This is a genomic window from Kineococcus aridisoli (genome assembly GCF_050871885.1).
GTDB lineage: Bacteria > Actinomycetota > Actinomycetes > Actinomycetales > Kineococcaceae > Kineococcus.
Window position 1 is genome coordinate 14155 of sequence record NZ_JBJLSF010000056.1, and the last position, 16591, is coordinate 30745.

The window sequence follows — 16591 nt, forward strand, 5'->3', positions numbered from 1 at the left end:
GCACCGCTGCCCGCACCGGAGCGGTGCGCGCGGGGCGGGCTCAGCGGGGGGTGAGCCGGCGGGGCAGGCAGGCGTTGGTGCGCTGCCCCTGCGGGGTGAGGGCGAACATGCTGTCGCACCACGTCTGGACGTCGGCCGCGTCGGCGAACGGCCCGGCGACCAGCGTCACCCAGTACGGGTTGCCGCGGGCGTCGAGCAGGCCGGTGCCGAAGTCGGTGGTCTGCAGCACGAAGACGTCGCGGGCGGGGATGCCGGAGGCGATCTCCTCGCTCTGGGCGAGGATGTCGGCGGCGTAGAAGGTGCTGCTGCCGTTGGCGGCGGTCTGCACGGGGTCGGTGGTGCCGACGCTCTTGGCCGACAGCTGGGCCACCCACTGCCCCTGCGGGGGGTGCGCGGCCAGCCCCTGCCGGCGCCGCTCGTGCAGCTCGGCGGTGGCCGCGGCGTCGTCGGCGGCGCTCCCGCCCGCGACCCCGGCGGCGGGGGCGGCCGCTGCCCGGCCCGCGCTCGCCCCGGCCGGGGTGGCCGGCGGCAGGGTGCGCGCGGTCGCGCCGGCGGTGGTCGGGCCGCCGGCCGCGAGCGGGGAGAGCGGGCCCGCGGGGCGCAGCGAGCGCTCGGCGAGCAGCCCCAGGAGGACGACGAGCACGAGGCCGAGCGCGGCGGCGACCGCCTGCAGCGCCCGGGGCGGGCGCGCCCGCGGGGGCTGCACCTGCGGGGGCTGCGCGTCGCGCTCGACGCGCAGCGGCGGGGGGTCCTGCCGGGTGGGGCGCGCGGTGCCCTCCGGCTGCGCCGCGCGGAGCTCCTCCCACCACGGTGCTGCGGACACGACGACCTCCCGGCGGCGGTGCGGGTGCGACCTCCGCACCTCCTCGACACCCCGTGCTGCGACGAGCTGCGCGCCGATCGGGTTCCGGCGCTCGGCCAGTCTGCCGCGACCCGCACCGCCCGGCGCGGCGAGCGGGTCGTCGGCGGACCGGGTGCCGGGCTCAGAGGCCGGCGAGGACCTGCGTCCAGTAGGGCCCGGTGGCGCCGGTGCGCTCGGCGATGCCGACGAGGCCGAGGCGGCAGTCGAGGAGGTTGGCGCGGTGGCCCGGGCTGGCCAGCCAGGCGTCCACGACGGCGGCGGCGCCGTAGCCGAAGGCCACGTTCTCCGCGGTGCGCCGGGGCTGCACGCCGACGGCGGCCAGCCGGGTGCGGGGGGTGCTCCCGTCGAGGCCGGTGTGGGTCATGGTGCCGGTGGCGGCCATCTCGGCGCTGTGCCGGTCGGCGGCCGCCGTCAGCGGGTCGGCCAGCTGCAGCGGTGCGCAGCCGACGGCGGCGCGGGCGGCGTTGGTCCGCTCCAGCACCAGCAGGACCCGCGGGTCGGCCGGTGCGCCGGGTCCGGGGACCTCGTCGGCGGCGGCGGGGGCGGCGGTGGCGAGAGCGGCCGCGGCGAGGGCGGCAACGGCGGTGAGGGCAGCGGCACCGGACACGAGGGATCGGCGGGTGCGGCGGCGCGCGAGCGGGGGGACCACGTGCGTCGTCATGGGCCGAACTCAACCAGTCCGTGCGGAGGACCGGTGGAGGTTGTGAGATGTACCACACACAACGTACCCAACACGTCACGCAGGGTGCACGACCCCGTCCTCCTGGGACGCGGGAACCGCCCGGGCGGTTCCCTGCGGCCCGCGGTGCACGACCACCTGGCCCCGCCCGGCGCGCTTGGCCGCGTACATCGCCTCGTCGGCCTCGCGCAGCAGCCGCTCCGCCGGGGCGCTGCCGTCGCAGGCGCGCACGCCGATGCTCGCCCCCACGACCGCCTCGTACCCGCCCACCGGGACGGGGGCGGCCAGCGCGGCGATCACCCGGTGCCCGATCGCCACCAGGTCCCCCTCGCCGTTCGTGCCCGGGCAGACGATGGCGAACTCGTCGCCGCCCAGGCGCGCGACGGTGTCGCCGGGGCGCACGCAGCGGGTCAGCAGCTGCGCGACGTGCACGAGCACCTCGTCGCCGGCGGCGTGGCCGGCGGTGTCGTTGACCGCCTTGAACCCGTCGAGGTCGACGTACAGCAGCCCCACCCGGGTGCGCTCGCGCTCGGCGGCCGCGACGGCGTGCTCCAGGCGGTCCACGAACAGCGTGCGGTTCGGCAGCCCCGTCAGCGGGTCGTGCAGCGCCCGGTGGCGCAGCTCCGACTGCAGCGCCCGGCGCTCGGTGACGTCCTCGACCAGGCACAGCAGCGTGGCGTCGCCGGTGTGCGGGCGCACCAGCGTCGCCGACACCTCCGCGACGAGCTCGCGGCCGTCCGCGGCGAGCAGCCGCACGTCGACGACGAGCTCGCGCAGCCCGCCGGTGAGCACCGGCGCGAACAGCTGGGCGAAGTCGCGGCGGGCCCCGTCGGGGCCGAGGTCGACGAACGCGGTCCCGAGCAGCTCCCCCTCCGCGCGGCCGGTGAACCGGCACAGCGAGCGGTTGACGCGCAGCATCCGCCCGGCCCGCGGGCCGGTCGTCGCGAGCATCGCGAAGCCGACGGGCGCGGTCTCGAAGGCGGCGCGCAGCAGCGCCTCGGAGTCCTCCAGCTCGGAGACGTCGGTGGCCATGCCGATCAGGCCCAGCAGCCCCCCGTCGCGGTCGTGCATGGGCGAGGTCGTCAGGCTCACCGGCAGCCTGCTGCCGTCGCGGCGCACGTAGGTCATCCGCGCGGTCGCGGGCCCGCCGGCGGCCGCCAGGGCGAAGACCTGGCGGGGGTCCTGCACGCCCAGCCGGGCGGCGACCTGCGCCACCTCGTCGGGGTCGTGCACGAGCAGGCCGTCCCGGCCGAGCACCTCCTCGGCGGACCAGCCGAGCATCCGCTCGGCACCCTCGTTGAAGACGGTGATCCGCCCCCGCAGGTCGACGGCGATGATCGCGTGCTCGGTCGCCGCCGCGAGCACGTTGGAGAGCAGGTCGTGCGCCTCGGCGACCCGGGCGGCGGCGGCGCGCACCTCGCCGACGTCGTGGAAGGCGGCGACGACGCCGCCGCTCCAGACCGCGCCGCGCTCGCGCGGCAGCGGGTGGGCGCTGACGTTGAGCAGGACCCCGTCGGGGTGGGAGCGGTTGACGAGCAGCAGGTCCACGTCCTCGACGGCCTCACCGGCCAGCGCGCGCACGATGGGCAGCTCGTCCTGCGGGAACGGCTCGCCGTCGGGCCGGCGGAACAGCAGCGTGCTGCCCCAGTCCGCGCGGGTGGCCCGGCCCGGGTCGAGGACCAGGCGCTCGGCCGCCGGGTTGCGCAGCAGCGAGTTCCCGTGGCGGTCGAAGACGCAGACCGCGTCGGAGATGGAGCCGAAGACGGCGGTCAGCAGGTCGGCCTGCTCGGCGGCGGTGGCCGCCGAGCGGGCCGCGCTCTCGGCGCTCGCGGCGTTCTCGTCGCGGGAGAGGGCCAGGACCAGGACGAGGACGCCGAGGGTGCCGATGAACGCCTCAGCGCACATCGCCTGCAGGTCCGCCGGCAGGTCGTGCCACGGGCCGCCGCCGGCCCAGGTGGCCACGACGACGGCGCCGGAGGCGAGCACGAGGTGCACGGTGGCGGCCGTCGTCGTGCGCCGCAGCGCGGCCCACACGGCGACGAGCAGCACCAGGAAGGTCACCGCGTAGCCGCGCAGCACCCAGAACGCCAGGGCGTAGGCCGCGACCGAGGTCGCCAGCAGCGCCCAGCGCTCGGCGCGCGAGGCGGTGCTGCCGGGCGCGTGCGGGCGCCGCTCCGCGCTGCGCAGGGCCACGGCGAGGACGACGAAGGTGGAGACGGTGGTGCGCAGCACCCACTGGGCGCTGGAGAGCGCGGCCGGCACGCCGTCGGTGAGCAGGAAGCCGGTGAGGGCGATCGGCGCGGAGCCCACGGCCCCGGCCAGCGAGGACAGCACGAGGGTGCGCAGGTGGGCGACCGAGGCCAGGCGGAACCCGCCGGGCTGCAGCCACCGGTACGCCCACGCGCCGCAGAGGGCCTGCGCGACGGCGGCGGCGGACAGGGTCGCCGACTCCAGCGGCGGCATCCCGGTCAGCAGGCGCAGCGCGAGGGTCCCGCCGAGCAGCAGCGCGGCGTCGACGACGCGGGCGCGGCGACCCGGCGACCCGGCCAGCCACAGCAGGCCCACCGCCGAGGCGGGCCAGACGATCGCGAGGTGGGCGCCGTCGGCCTGGGCGCTGCGGCCCAGCAGCGTCGCGGCCACCACCAGCAGGCAGAAGAGCGCGCGGCGGCGCCAGGTGCCGGAGCGCAGCGGCGCCGGCTCGGCCAGCCACGGCACCAGGGGGTCGCTGGCGGGCACGACACCTCCTGAGCACGGTCCGGGTGGAGCGCCGGTCCTGGACGCACCACCCGTGGGATCGGCCGTGCGGGTGCGCTGCTTGAGCCGGGGTGCGGGATCCGCGCCGCTCCCGCTCAGGAGCCGGCGCGGACGGGCAGCGCCCGGGCGCCCGGGCACCGCCCGCCGTGCACGACGACCTGGTCCTTGCCGGCCCGCTTGGCCTCGTACATCGCCTCGTCGGCCTCGCGCAGCACCTGCTCGGCGGGCGCTGCCGCCGGGCCGCCGGCGCTCCAGCGCACCCCGACGCTGGCGCCGACGACGGCGTCCCCGCCGGCCAGCGCCACGGGAGGCCGCAGCGCCTGCAGGACCCTGGCGGCCGTGGCGGTCACCGCCTCCCGCGGTGCCGCCGGGCACAGGACGGCGAACTCGTCGCCGCCCAGGCGCGCGACGGTGTCGCCGGGGCGCACGCACGCGCGCAACCGGCGGGCGACCTCGACGAGCACCGCGTCGCCGGCGGCGTGCCCGGCGGTGTCGTTGACGGCCTTGAACCCGTCGAGGTCGACGTAGAGCAGCCCCAGCGGCTGCGCGGCGGCCTCCTCCAGCCGCCGGTGCAGCAGGGTCCGGTTGGCCAGCCCCGTCAGGGCGTCGTGCAGCGCCTGGTGGGCCAGCCGCTGCTCGGCGGCCAGCTGGGCGGTGATGTCGGTGGCCAGGCTGGTGTAGCCGGTGACGCGGCCGTCGGCGGCCGTCATGGCCGCGCTGGTGACGCTCACCGGCACCGCGCTGCCGTCGGCGCGCAGGTAGCGGGCGCGGAAGGTCACCGGCCGCCCGCCCCGGCCGGTGGCGAACAGGTCGCCGGGGCCCTCCAGGCCGAGCCCCCGGGCGATCGCCGGCAGGTCCTCGGGCTCGTACAGCTCCAGCACGCTGCGGCCCAGCACGTCCTGCTCGCGCCGGCCGAGGATCCGCTCGGCGCCCTCGTTGAACAGCGAGACGCGCCCCTGCGGGTCGCAGGCCACGATCGCGTGGTCGGTGGCGGCGTCCAGGACGCTGGCGAACAGGTCGTGGGCACGCTCGAGCTCCGCGACCGCGGCGCGCAGGTCGGTGACGTCGTGCAGGGCCGCGACGGCTCCCCCGCTCCACGGCGCACCCGGCGCGGGCGGCAGCGGGTGGGCGCTGACCCGCACGAGCCGGCCCCGCGGGTGGGCCGTGGAGACGAGCCGGCCCTCGACGGCGACGACGGGCGTGCCGCGCAGCGCCCGCACGACGGGCAGGTCCTCGTGCTCGGTGCGGGTCCCGTCGAGCCGGAAGAAGCCCTCCCCGGAGGCGGGGTCGGCCATGCCGGGGACGTCGGTCCCGCCGAACAGGTCGTCGGCCGCCCGGTTGCGCAGCAGCAGCCGCCCGTGCGCGTCCACCACCGTCACGGCGTCGTCGATCGAGGCGAAGACGGCCGTGAGCAGGTCCGCCTGCTCGCGCACCAGGCGGCCGTTGCGCTCGCCCTCGGCGCGGGCGAGCGCGAGGACGAGGACGGTGACGGCGAAGGCGCCGAGGAACGCCTCGACGACGAGCACGTGCAGCTCGGGCGGCGAGGCGGCCCACGGGTCGCGCCCGCACCGCGCGGCCACGACGACGGCGCCGGTCAGCACGAGCAGGTGGACCGTCACCGCCCGCAGGCTCTCGCGGACGGCGGCCCAGACGGCGACCGGCAGGAAGCCGAAGACCACCCCGGCCTGCGGCCACACCCAGAAGGAGAGCACGTAGACCAGCGCGAAGCCGGCGGCGACGGCACAGCGCTCGGGCAGCGGCGCGCGCCGGCCCTCCCCGGGCGCCCCGCCACCGGCGTGCAGCACGGCGGCCAGGACGACGAAGGCGCTGACGGAGCCGTGCAGCAGCCACAGCCCCGCCGAGACGACCGGGTGCGGTGAGGTGAGCACCCCGCCGAGCAGCGCGAGGGGGGCGGAGACCAGCGCCCCGGCGCCCGCGCCCGCGGCGAGGACGGCGAGGTCGCGGGCGGTGCGCAGCCGCAGGCCCGCAGGGCGCAGCAGCCGGTGAGTCCACGCGGCGGCCAGGGCCTGCACCGCGGTCGCCACGGCCAGCGCGCAGGCGGCCCGGGGCGGTGCCCCGGTGAGGTGCACCACGAGCGCGACGGCGGCGACGAGCGCGAGCGCGTCCAGGACGCGCTCGCGCCGGCCGGGGGAACCGGCCAGCCACAGCACCGCCACGGCGGGCACCGGCGACAGGAAGGGCACCGTGTCGGCGACCTGCGCGGCGTGGCCGACGAGGACGGCGAGCGCCATGAGGACGGCGAAGAGGACGCGGCGCAGCCACGGGTGCCGGCCCAGGACGGCGGGTTCGCCGACGGGCGGCACGAGGGCCTCGCCTGCACCCACGGCGACCACCTCCGAGCACCCACCACCCGCGGGGCACCGTCCCTCGGCGCCCTCGTCGGGGATCGGCCGGGCGCCGCGGGACCTTGAGCGGGGCGCCGCCCGGACGGTGCGCGGCAGGCGCCCCGCCCGGGCGGGCGGGGGTCAGCCCTTGGAGCTGAAGGCCGCGTCGAAGGCGGCGGCCGGCGGCTGGAAGAGCTCGCCGAGGCGGCGCACGAACGCCAGGGCGTCGGGCGCGCCGCGCAGGCGGTCCACGCCGGCGTCCTCCCACTCCACGCTCGTCGGGCCCGCGTAGCCGATGTTGTTCAGCTCGCGGAAGATCAGCTCCCACGGCACGTCGCCGTGGCCGACGGAGGTGAAGTCCCAGCCGCGGCGCGAGTCCGCCCAGGCCAGGTGCGAGCCGAGGCGGCCGGCGCGGCCGTCGAGCTGCTTGCGCGAGTCCTTGCAGTGCACGTGGTAGATGCGGTCGGCGAAGTCGCGCAGGAAGCCGATCGGGTCCAGGTCCTGCCACACGAAGTGGCTGGGGTCGAAGTTCAGCCCGAACGCCGGGCGGTGGCCGATGACCTCCAGCGCGCGCTTGGTCGTCCAGTAGTCGTAGGCGATCTCCGAGGGGTGCACCTCGTGGGCGAACTTCACGCCGACCTCGTCGAAGACGTCGAGGATCGGGTTCCAGCGGTCGGCGAAGTCCTGGTAGCCGGCCTCGACCATCGACTCGGGGGTGGGCGGGAACATCGCCACGGTGTGCCAGATCGAGGAGCCGGTGAAGCCGGTGACGGTCTTGACGCCGAGCCTGGCGGCGGTGCGGGCGGTGTCCTTGACGTACTCGGCGGCCCGCCGGCGCACGCCCTCGGGCTCGCCGTCGCCCCACACGGCCTCGGAGACGATGTCCTGGTGGCGGGCGTCGATGAGGTCGCACACGGCCTGGCCGGACAGGTGCGCGGAGATCGTCCACACCTCGAGGCCGTGCTTCTCCAGCGTCGCCTTCTTCTGCGCGATGTAGTCGTCGTCGCGGGCGCCGCGGGTGGAGTCCAGGTGGTCGCCCCAGGTGGCGATCTCCAGGCCGTCGAAGCCCCACTCGGAGGCGAGGCGGCAGACCTCCTCGAAGGGCAGGTCGGCCCACTGGCCGGTGAACAGGGTGACGGGGCGCGGGGTCTTCAGGGGCTCGGCCACGGGGCTGCTCCTCAGATGCTCGTGTAGACGGACTGGTTGTCGGCGCTGCGCTGCACGGCCTCCAGCACCTGCTGCACCTGCAGGCCGTCGGCGAAGCTCGGGCTCGGGTCGCGCTCGTCGGCGATGGCGCCGAGGAACTCCTGCAGCTCGTGCACGAACGGGTGGTCGTAGCCCAGGCCGTGCCCGGCCGGCCACCAGTTGGACACGCCCGGGTGCTCCGGCTCGGTGGCCAGGATGCGTCGGAAGCCGTTCTCGGCGTCCGGCAGCGTGCCGTCGAAGAAGTGCAGCTCGTTCATCGACTCGAAGTCGAAGGCGATGCTGCCCTCGGAGCCGTTGACCTCGATGCGCATGCCGTTCTTGCGTCCCAGGGCCATCCGGGTCGCCTCGAAGGTCATGAGCGCGCCGCCGTCGCCGCGGCCGAAGAACACGGCCGCGTCGTCGACGGTGACCTCGCCGCGCTCGGCCGACGCCTGCGCGCCCAGGCCGGTGTTCTGGCCGGTGCGGGCCGCCTCCAGCGGGCGGGTCTTGACGAACGTCTCGACGGTGCCGGACACGCCCGTCAGGCGCTGGCCGGTGATGAACTGCGCCGCGTCGATGATGTGCGAGCCGATGTCGCCCAGCGCGCCCGCGCCGGAGCGGTCCTTCTGCAGCCGCCACGTCAGCGGGAACTCGGGGTCGACGATCCAGTCCTGCAGGTACACCGCGCGCACCTGGCGCACCTCGCCGAGGCGGCCGGCCTCGACGAGCTGGCGGGCCAGCCCGATCGCGGGCACCTTGCGGTAGTTGAAGGCCACCATGCTGCGCACGCCCCGCGCGGAGGCCGCCTGCGCGGCCTCGGTCATGCGCTGCGCCTCCTCGACCGTCTTGGCCAGCGGCTTCTCGCAGATGACGTGCTTGCCGGCCTCCAGGGCCGCGATCGCGATCTCGGCGTGGCTGTCGCCGGGGGTGAGGATGTCGACGACCTGGACGTCGTCGCGCTCCAGCAGCGGGCGCCAGTCGTCGAGGCCCTCGGCCCAGCCGAACTGCGTCGCGGCGGCCTGCGCCCGCCCCAGGTCGCGACCGGCCAGCGCGACGCGCCGGGTGCGGAACCGCGGGGTGCCGACGTGGTCGACGGTGCGCCACGCGTGGGAGTGCACGGCCCCCATGAAGGAGTGGCCGACGACGGCGACTCCGAGCTCCGGCAGTTCAGTGGACATCCGGGCGTACCTCCGGGACTTCTTCGTCGGGTCAGGCTCGTGCTGCGGATCGTACTGACCGGCCCGGGCGGCCGGAACCGCCCCCCGCCCCGCCCCCTCCCGGCCGTGATCCCCCGCGGTGCACCGCGGGAGATCACGACGAGGACGGGGCGGGGACGGTGGGGCGGGGGGGGTGGCGGGGCGGGCGTCAGCGGGCCGGGGCGGCCGCGGGGAGGGTGAGGGCGGCGCGGACGTCGCTCCAGCCCTCCAGCACCGCGCGCACGTCGTCGCGGCGCTCGTCGGCCAGCGCGCGGGCGTGGGCGCGCTCGAGGACGTCGTCCACGCGCACCCGCGCACCGGTCGTGCTCGACTCGACGGCGGCCTCGACCATCACCAGGCTGAGGACGTTCTCGTGGACCTCCCCCATCGGGACCGGCCCGCCGCGCAGCGCCTGGACGAAGGTCGCCAGCGAGCCGGCGATGCCGTCACCGGGGTCGGCCGACGCGGCCGGGCTGACGCCCTCGGCGTCCAGGACCGGGGCGTCGTCGCCGTTCCACGTCGCGCTGCCGCTCGCGCCGGACAGGCGCCAGGAGCCGTTCCAGGACGTCTCGGCCCCCGGCGCGCACCAGCTGCCGTGGTAGACGTAGCGCAGCCCGCCGGTCATCTCGAAGACGGCCGCCGCGGCGGCGTCGTGGGCGTACCAGGACCACGAGGGGTTGTACTCCTCGCAGTACACCGAGACCGGCTCGGCGTCGAGCAGGAACCGCGCCGTGTCGAAGGGGTGGATGGCCATGTCCACCAGCAGGACGTGCTCCATCTCCTCGCGGAACCCGCCGAAGCGCGGCGCCTTGTAGAACTCCGTCGACAGCGTGCCCAGCTCGCCGAGCACCTTCGCCTGCTCCTTGAAGGCGAACACGTGCGGGTTGTAGCGGCGGGACTGGCTGACGACGAACAGCTGCCCGCTGGCCTCGGCGGCCGCGGCCAGCGACAGCCCCTGCGCGACGGTCTCGGCGACGGGCTTCTCCCCCAGCACCGGCAGCCCGGCGAACAGCGCCGCCGTCGTCACCGGGTGGTGCGCCCGGGGGACGGTGACGTTGACGACGGCCTCGGCACCCGTCCGCTCCGCCAGCTCCACGGCGTCCCGGCCGACCGGGGTGTCGGGGACGCCGGCGTCGGCGGCGGCCCGGCGGGCCACGTCGAGGTCGAGGTCGACGATGCCGGCGAGCTCGGTGCCCGGGTCGGCCAGGACGGTCTGCAGCCAGGCCTTGCCCATGCCGCCGGCGCCGACGAGGACGAGCCTCACTGCGCGGCCTCCTGGGCCGCCAGCGCCTCGGCGGACAGCGCGCCGCCGTAGCCGTGGCCGTTGTAGAAGTCCTCGGTGTCGTAGCGCAGCAGCACCGGGTCGGTGCGCTCCGGGCGCACGGTGAGCGCCCACTGGACGGCGTTGGAGATGACCTTGCGGACGCCGGTGTGGAAGTACACCGGGTAGTCCTGGTCGCCGGGGCGGAAGTAGAAGACCTTCCCGTAGCCGCGCTTGAAGGTGATGCCGGAGCGGAACACCTCGCCGCCGGAGAAGGAGGAGATGAAGACGACCTCGTCGGGGGCGGGGATGTCGAAGAACTCCCCGTACATCTCGTCCTCGTCGATGACCATCGGGTGGGGCACGCCCTGGGCGATGGGGTGGGTGGGGTCGACGGTCCACACCAGCTCGCGGTCGTGCTCGGAGCGCCAGCGCAGCGTGCAACTGGTGCCCATGAGCTTGGTGAAGACCTTCGACCAGTGCCCCGAGTGCAGGACGATGAGGCCCATGCCGGCCAGGACGTGGCGGTGGACGCGCTCGACGACCTCGTCGGAGACCTCGGCGTGGGCGGCGTGCCCCCACCAGGTGAGGACGTCGGTGGAGCGCAGGACCTCCTCGGTCAGCCCGTGCTCGGGCTCGTCGAGGGTGGCGGTGCGCACCACGACGCCCTCGCCGAGGTTCTCCTCGATGCCGGCGGCGACGGCGCCGTGCATGCCGTCGGGGTAGCGCGCGGCGACCTCCGGTTCGAGCTGCTCGTGGCGGTTCTCGCCCCAGACGGTGACGCGGATCGGTGCGGGCACGGTGGTGTCCTCCAGGGAGTGGGAAGGGTTCACTTGACGGCTCCGCCGGTGGCCCCGGCGGCGACGTACTTCTGGGCGGCGACGAGCAGGACGACCGCGGGCAGCGAGGCGAGCACCGCCGTCGCCATGACGGAGCTCCAGTCGTTGACGTAGGCGCCGATGTAGTTGTAGATGCCCAGCGTCACGGGCCGGACGTCCTCGGTCGTCGTCAGGGTGAGGGCGAAGAGGAAGTCGCTCCAGGTGAACAGGAACGTGAAGAGGCCGGCGGTGATGAGGGCGTTGCGGCTGACCGGCACGACGATGGAGAAGAACGCCCGCACCGGCCCGGCGCCGTCGACGAGGGCGGCCTCGACGATGGAGTCGGGCAGCGACTGCATGAGCGCGCGGCAGATGAGGATCGCGAAGGGGATGCCGGAGGTGGAGTCGGCGAGGATCAGCCCGGGGATCGAGTTGAGCAGCCCCAGGTCGGCGTAGGCGCTGTAGAGGGCGTTCGCGATGACGATGCCGGGGATCATCTGGCTGATGAGGATCGCGAACAGGACGACGTCCGCCCAGCGCAGGTCGAACTTCGCCAGGGCGTAGGCGGCCGGGACGGCGACGACGAGGCTGAGCACGACGCTGCCGAGCGCGACGACCAGCGAGGTGACGAGGTTGGCGCCCTGCTCGGAGATGGCCGTGCGGTAGCCGGCGAAGTCGGGGTTCAGCGGCAGCCAGCCGGTGTCGAGGGTGGCGCCGCCCGGTTGCAGGGACGCGTTGAGCATCCAGTAGACCGGGAACAGCAGGACGGCGACGATGAGCAGCCCGAGGGCCGTGTTCAGCCAGGGACGGCGGACGGTGGTCACTTCGGTTCCTCCCTCGGCTCAGTCTTCGACGGAGCGGCGGTTGGCGCGCAGGTAGACGACGGCGAAGACGAGCGAGATGACGATGAGGATGTTGCTCACCGCGGCACCCTGCCCGAAGTCGAAGCTCTGGAAGGACAGCTGGTACGACTGCGTCGTCAGCGTCTGGGTCGCGTTCGCCGGCCCGGCGTTCGTCAGCCCGAGGATGATGTCGAGCACCTTGAGCGTGTAGACGACCCCGAGCACGAGCGTGACGCTCACGACCGGCCGCAGCATCGGCCAGGTGATGTGCCGGAACGCCCGCCACCCGGTGGCGCCGTCCAGGGCGCCCGCCTCGTACAGCTCGTCGGGGATGCCCTGCAGGCCTCCGTGCAGCAGGACGGCGTTGAAGGGGATGCCGATCCAGACGTTGACCGCGATGACCGAGACCAGCGCCAGCGACGTGCTCGTCAGCCACGGGACGCCGCTGTCGACGAGGCCGACCCCGGTGAGGAACCGGTTCAGCGCACCGCCGTCGGTGTCCAGCAGCCAGCGCCAGACGGCGCTGGAGACGATGAGCGGGATGAGCCAGGGCAGCAGGATCAGGGAGCGCAGGAACCCCGAGAGGGGGAACTTCCGGCGGAAGAAGACCGCCAGCGCCATGCCGAGGACGAACTGCCCGGCGATCGAGCCGACCGTGAACAGGAACGTGTTGAGCAGCGCCTTGCTGAACAGCGCGCTGCCGACGACCTCGGTGTAGTTCGACCAGCCGACCCACGGGGCCTGACCCGTGAAGAAGGTCGCGATGTCGTACTGCTGGAAGCCCATGACGACGTTCTTGACGACGGGGTAGCCGAAGAACAGCGCCAGGTAGGCGAGCGCGGGGCCGAGGAAGAGGACGGTGACCCAGCGGTTGCCGCGCCGGCCGGCGGGACGCACCGGCTCGGCGGTGCGCCCGGCGGGGCGGTCGGTGGTCGTGGTGGTCATCGGTACTCCTCCGCTTCCGCCAGCGCCTCGCGCGGGCCGGCCTGCCCGGACAGCGCGAGCTGCACGGCGGTGTAGATGGACTTCGCCGCGGCGGGCCAGTCCTCGCCGAGCTCCGCCGTGCGGGCTCGGGCGTCGGTGATGAGGTCGGTGAACGTCTCCATCTCCGGGCGGCGCTGCAGGTACTCCTCGCGCAGCCCGGGCTTGCCGGGGACGGTGTAGCGCTGCTCGCCCATGGACAGCTGGCTGTCGTCGGAGAGGAAGGCGGTGAGCACTTCGGCCGCCTTCTGCTCCTTGGCGCTGTTCCCGGTGGCCGGGACCGCCCACACCTCGCCGCCCAGCGGGGCGACGGAGGTCTGGGTGGCGGGGTCGCGCACCGGCAGGGTCGCGATGCCGTACTCCAGACCTTCGACCGTCTGCATCTCCGGCAGCTGCCAGGGCCCGTTGACCATCATGGCCGCCTTGCCGGAGATGAACTGGTCCTTGACGTCGGCCTGCGTCCAGTTCAGCACGGAGCGGGACGCGGTGCCGTCCTGGACGAGGTCGGTGAGCAGCTGGAGCGCCTGCGCGGCCTCGGGGGTGTCGAGGTTCCGCTCGGTGCCGCCGTTGGTCCAGAAGAACGGCAGGAACTGCCAGGTGTTCTCGTAGGTGGCGTTGGCGCAGAAGGAGAACCCGTAACGGCCTCCGGTGGTCAGCGTCGCCGCGGCCTCGCGCAGCTCGTCCCACGTCGTGGGCGGGGCGACGCCGGCGGCGTCGAGGGCCTTGACGTCGTAGAAGAGGGCGATGGTGTTGACCGTGGGGGCCAGCCCGTACACCTCGCCCTGGTACGTGCCGGCGGCGACGACACCGCGGGCGTAGCCGTCGGTCGGGACGCCCAGCGGCCCGAGGGGCTTGAGCGCGGTGGTGGAGGCGATCTGCTGCAGGTCGGGGTTGTCGAGCATGAGGACGTCCGGCAGCGTTCCCGAGGAGCCCTGCTGCAGCACGCGCTGGATGAGCGAGCCGCCGGAGACGCTGACGCGCTCCAGCGTGACGCCGACGCTCGCGGCGGCGGCGTCGAGGGCGGCGCCGATGATCTGGTGGTCGGGGTCGTTGGAGTAGGAGTCCAGGACGCGCAGGACGTCCGGGTCCGAGCTCACCCCGGACTCCCCGCAGGCGGCCAGGCCGAGCGGGGCCAGCAGGCCGGCGGTGGTGACGGCCCGGCGGCCGGGGCCGCGCCGTGGTCTGCGCCCGGGGTCGGGGCGGGTGGGCGGCTGGGGCACGGAGCGGTTCCCTTCGTCGTCGACGGGTGGTGCGGGCCAGGTCGTCGATGCGTATCGACGACGGGTGCGCGAGCGGGCGGTCGGGGTGGTGGGCATCAGGTGGGCGGGTCAGCGGGCGGTGCGCACGGAGGCGCGGCGCACGAGCGCGGCGGGGAAGCGCCGGGTGCGCGGTGGTGCGGCGGGGTCCTCCAGCAGCTCGAAGAGCCACTGCATGGCCTGTCGGGAGACCTCCCGCGGGTGCGGGGAGACGGCCGTCAGCGGCACCGGCTGCGCGAGGGCTTCCTCGTCGGTGGCCAGCGCGACGACGTCGACGTCGCGCCCGGGGCGCAATCCCTGCCCGCGCACCGCCTCCAGCGCGGGCCCGGTACCGGCGGCCAGCAGCAGGCCGGGCGGCCGGCCGGGACCGGCGAGCAGGTCCGCGACGGCCCGGCCGACGTCCTCGCGGGCCGGGGCGGCCCACGTCAGCCCGACGCCGGCGGTGCGCGCGGCCTCCTCGGCGGCCCGGCGGAAGCGCGGCAGGTAGTTGATGTCGCGCTCGGCCGCCTCCGGCCCCCAGCCGACCGCGGCCAGCTGCCGGTGACCGGCCGCAGCGAGCTCGCCGACGAGCAGCCGGGCGGCCTCCTCGAAGTCGAAGTCGATGCAGTGCAGGCCCTCGGCGTCCTCGGGCACCCCGATGAACAGGGTCGGCAGGCGCAGCCCGCGGGCCACCTCGGCCCGGGGGTCGCGGGTGCGGACCTCCATGACGACGATGGCGTCGCACAGGGCGCGCCCGGCCACGCGCTGCAGGCCCGCGGTCCCCTCGTCGGCGGTGACCATGAGCACGTCGTGGTCGTGGGAGCGGGCGGCGAGCGCGATCTCCTCGACGAAGGCCATGAGCCCGTGGGCGCCGAGGGCGCTGCGGAACGGCGTGACGAGCGCGACGACGTTGGTGCGCTGGCTGGCCAGCGCCCGGGCCCCGGCGTTGGGCTGGTAGGTCAGCTCGGCGATGGCGTCCTCGACGAGGCGGCGGGTCTTCTCCGAGATGGGCCGCTTGCCGGAGAGCACGTAGGAGACGGTGCTCTGCGAGACGCCGGCGACGCGCGCCACGTCCTTGCTGGTCGGCACTGCCCGGGCCACGTCGCCCCCTCCCGCTCGTCGTCGAACCGGTCGTCGAACCTCGTGCGTCGATGCGTATCGACGCCGTCGACGGCGACCGTAGCCCACGCCCGCGGCGCCCGACAACCCCCAGCACCCGGCACCCCGGTGCCCGGGTGCACGGACCGGCCCGCACCGCGACGCCGGCGGGGTGGGCTGTCCGGTGGACCGGGCGTCAAGCTGGGGGGACCCGCCGCCGATGCTCCGCGGGTACCCGACCCCGAGGGAGCGTCCGTGCCCAGCCCCACCCGCCGTCCCGCCGTCCTCGGCGCCGGCCTGCTCGCGCTCGCCCTGTGCTGCCCCGCCTCCGCGCAGGCCGTCGAGGTGCCCACCGGCACCGGCGCTCCCGTGGCCGTCGACGCGCTGCGCTGGGTGGACGGCGTCCCGCAGCTGACCACGCGCACCGCGCCCGGCCCCGCGGCCGCGCAGCGCCTGGAGGCGAGCCTGGAGGCCGACCCGGCCGTCTCCTCGGCGCAGGTGCGCACCACCTACGCCATCGCGCCGACGTCCGCGGCGCCGCTGCGCGGGCGCACGCTGCTAGCGAGCGCCGACCCGTACATCGGCCGGGCCTACCACCTGCAGAGCGTGGACGCGTACGGCGCGTGGCCGACGGCCACGGGCGACGGCGTCACCGTCGCCGTCCTGGACTCCGGGGTCGACCCCACCCAGCCGGACATCGCCGGCCGCGTCACCGTCGGCCCGAACTTCGCCAGCGGCACCGACATCGGCACCCACGGCACCCAGGTGAGCACCGTCCTCGCCGGCGCCTACCAGAACGGCGTCGGCGCGGCCGGTGTCGCCCCGGACGTCGACGTCCTCGCCATCCGGGTGTGCGCGCCCGAGGGCTGCGCGAGCAACTGGGTCGTCAACGGCATCCTCGCGGCCGTCGAGCGCGGCGCCGACGTCATCAACCTCTCCCTCGGCGGCGACGAGTACAACCAGGTCACCGCGGACGCCGTCGCGTACGCGATCGGCAAGGGCGTCGTCGTCGTCGCCTCGGCGGGCAACTCCGGCGACGAGGGCAACCCCGTGGAGTACCCGGCCTCCTACCCGGGCGTGGTCTCGGTGTCGGCGTCCACGAGCACCGGGGCCGCCGCCGCCTGGGCGCAGCACAACGCGGCCGTCGACCTCAGCGCCCCCGGCGAGAGGATCCCCGCCGGGGACCCGAGGAGCTCCGGCGGCTACCTGTACTACGCCGTGGCGGGCACCTCCTTCTCCGCCCCGCAGGTCGCGGGGGGGGCGGGGGGGGGGGGGGGGGGGGGCCCCCCCCCGGCCGGGCCCGCCGGGGAGTGGAAGGACTGGGCCCGCGCCACC

At 75.5% G+C, this 16591-nt stretch carries 13 protein-coding genes; 1 reads left to right on the forward strand and 12 read right to left on the reverse strand.

Features of this window, described 5'->3' with window-relative positions:
- Window positions 1-40 precede the first annotated feature (40 nt).
- The 12 genes from ACRYM2_RS15235 to ACRYM2_RS15290 form a co-directional block, all read right to left on the reverse strand.
- The gene (locus ACRYM2_RS15235; RefSeq protein WP_432523253.1) at window positions 41-823 is read right to left on the reverse strand and encodes a hypothetical protein; all 783 of its coding nucleotides are present in this window, start codon (window positions 821-823) and stop codon (window positions 41-43) included.
- Window positions 824-983: 160 nt separating this feature from the next.
- Entirely contained in the window at window positions 984-1523 is a 540-nt protein-coding gene (locus tag ACRYM2_RS15240; protein ID WP_432523254.1) for a CAP domain-containing protein, read from the reverse strand.
- Window positions 1524-1598: 75 nt separating this feature from the next.
- Entirely contained in the window at window positions 1599-4277 is a 2679-nt protein-coding gene (locus ACRYM2_RS15245; RefSeq protein WP_432523255.1) for a diguanylate cyclase domain-containing protein, read from the reverse strand.
- Between the two features lie 113 nt (window positions 4278-4390).
- Complete coding sequence (locus ACRYM2_RS15250; RefSeq protein ID WP_432523256.1) at window positions 4391-6640, reverse strand: diguanylate cyclase domain-containing protein; 2250 nt, start codon at window positions 6638-6640, stop codon at window positions 4391-4393.
- Window positions 6641-6781: 141 nt separating this feature from the next.
- Window positions 6782-7807 (reverse strand): sugar phosphate isomerase/epimerase family protein, encoded by a 1026-nt coding sequence (locus ACRYM2_RS15255; protein WP_432523257.1) that lies wholly within the window; start codon window positions 7805-7807, stop codon window positions 6782-6784.
- A gap of 11 nt (window positions 7808-7818) precedes the next feature.
- Window positions 7819-9003, reverse strand: a complete 1185-nt coding sequence (locus ACRYM2_RS15260; protein ID WP_432523258.1) for a Gfo/Idh/MocA family protein — start codon at window positions 9001-9003, stop codon at window positions 7819-7821.
- Window positions 9004-9190: 187 nt separating this feature from the next.
- A complete protein-coding gene (locus ACRYM2_RS15265; RefSeq protein WP_432523259.1) occupies window positions 9191-10285 on the reverse strand; it encodes a Gfo/Idh/MocA family protein in 1095 nt (364 codons plus the stop codon).
- A complete protein-coding gene (locus ACRYM2_RS15270; protein ID WP_432523260.1) occupies window positions 10282-11115 on the reverse strand; it encodes a ThuA domain-containing protein in 834 nt (277 codons plus the stop codon). The genes ACRYM2_RS15265 and ACRYM2_RS15270 overlap by 4 nt, the downstream gene beginning before the upstream one ends.
- Window positions 11112-11924: a carbohydrate ABC transporter permease gene (locus ACRYM2_RS15275; RefSeq protein WP_432523261.1), complete on the reverse strand. Its 813-nt coding sequence runs from the start codon at window positions 11922-11924 to the stop codon at window positions 11112-11114. Before ACRYM2_RS15275 ends, ACRYM2_RS15270 begins: the two co-directional genes overlap by 4 nt.
- 18 nt (window positions 11925-11942) lie before the next feature.
- Entirely contained in the window at window positions 11943-12887 is a 945-nt protein-coding gene (locus ACRYM2_RS15280; protein WP_432523262.1) for a carbohydrate ABC transporter permease, read from the reverse strand.
- The gene (locus tag ACRYM2_RS15285; RefSeq protein ID WP_432523265.1) at window positions 12884-14062 is read right to left on the reverse strand and encodes a sugar ABC transporter substrate-binding protein; all 1179 of its coding nucleotides are present in this window, start codon (window positions 14060-14062) and stop codon (window positions 12884-12886) included. The genes ACRYM2_RS15280 and ACRYM2_RS15285 overlap by 4 nt, the downstream gene beginning before the upstream one ends.
- Before the next feature lie 189 nt (window positions 14063-14251).
- Entirely contained in the window at window positions 14252-15247 is a 996-nt protein-coding gene (locus ACRYM2_RS15290; RefSeq protein ID WP_432523263.1) for a LacI family DNA-binding transcriptional regulator, read from the reverse strand.
- A gap of 264 nt (window positions 15248-15511) precedes the next feature.
- On the opposite strand from ACRYM2_RS15290, the gene ACRYM2_RS15295 reads away from it, so the two are divergent.
- Window positions 15512-16591 (forward strand): S8 family serine peptidase (locus tag ACRYM2_RS15295; protein WP_432523264.1); only part of this gene is annotated, 1080 nt, incomplete at its 3' end.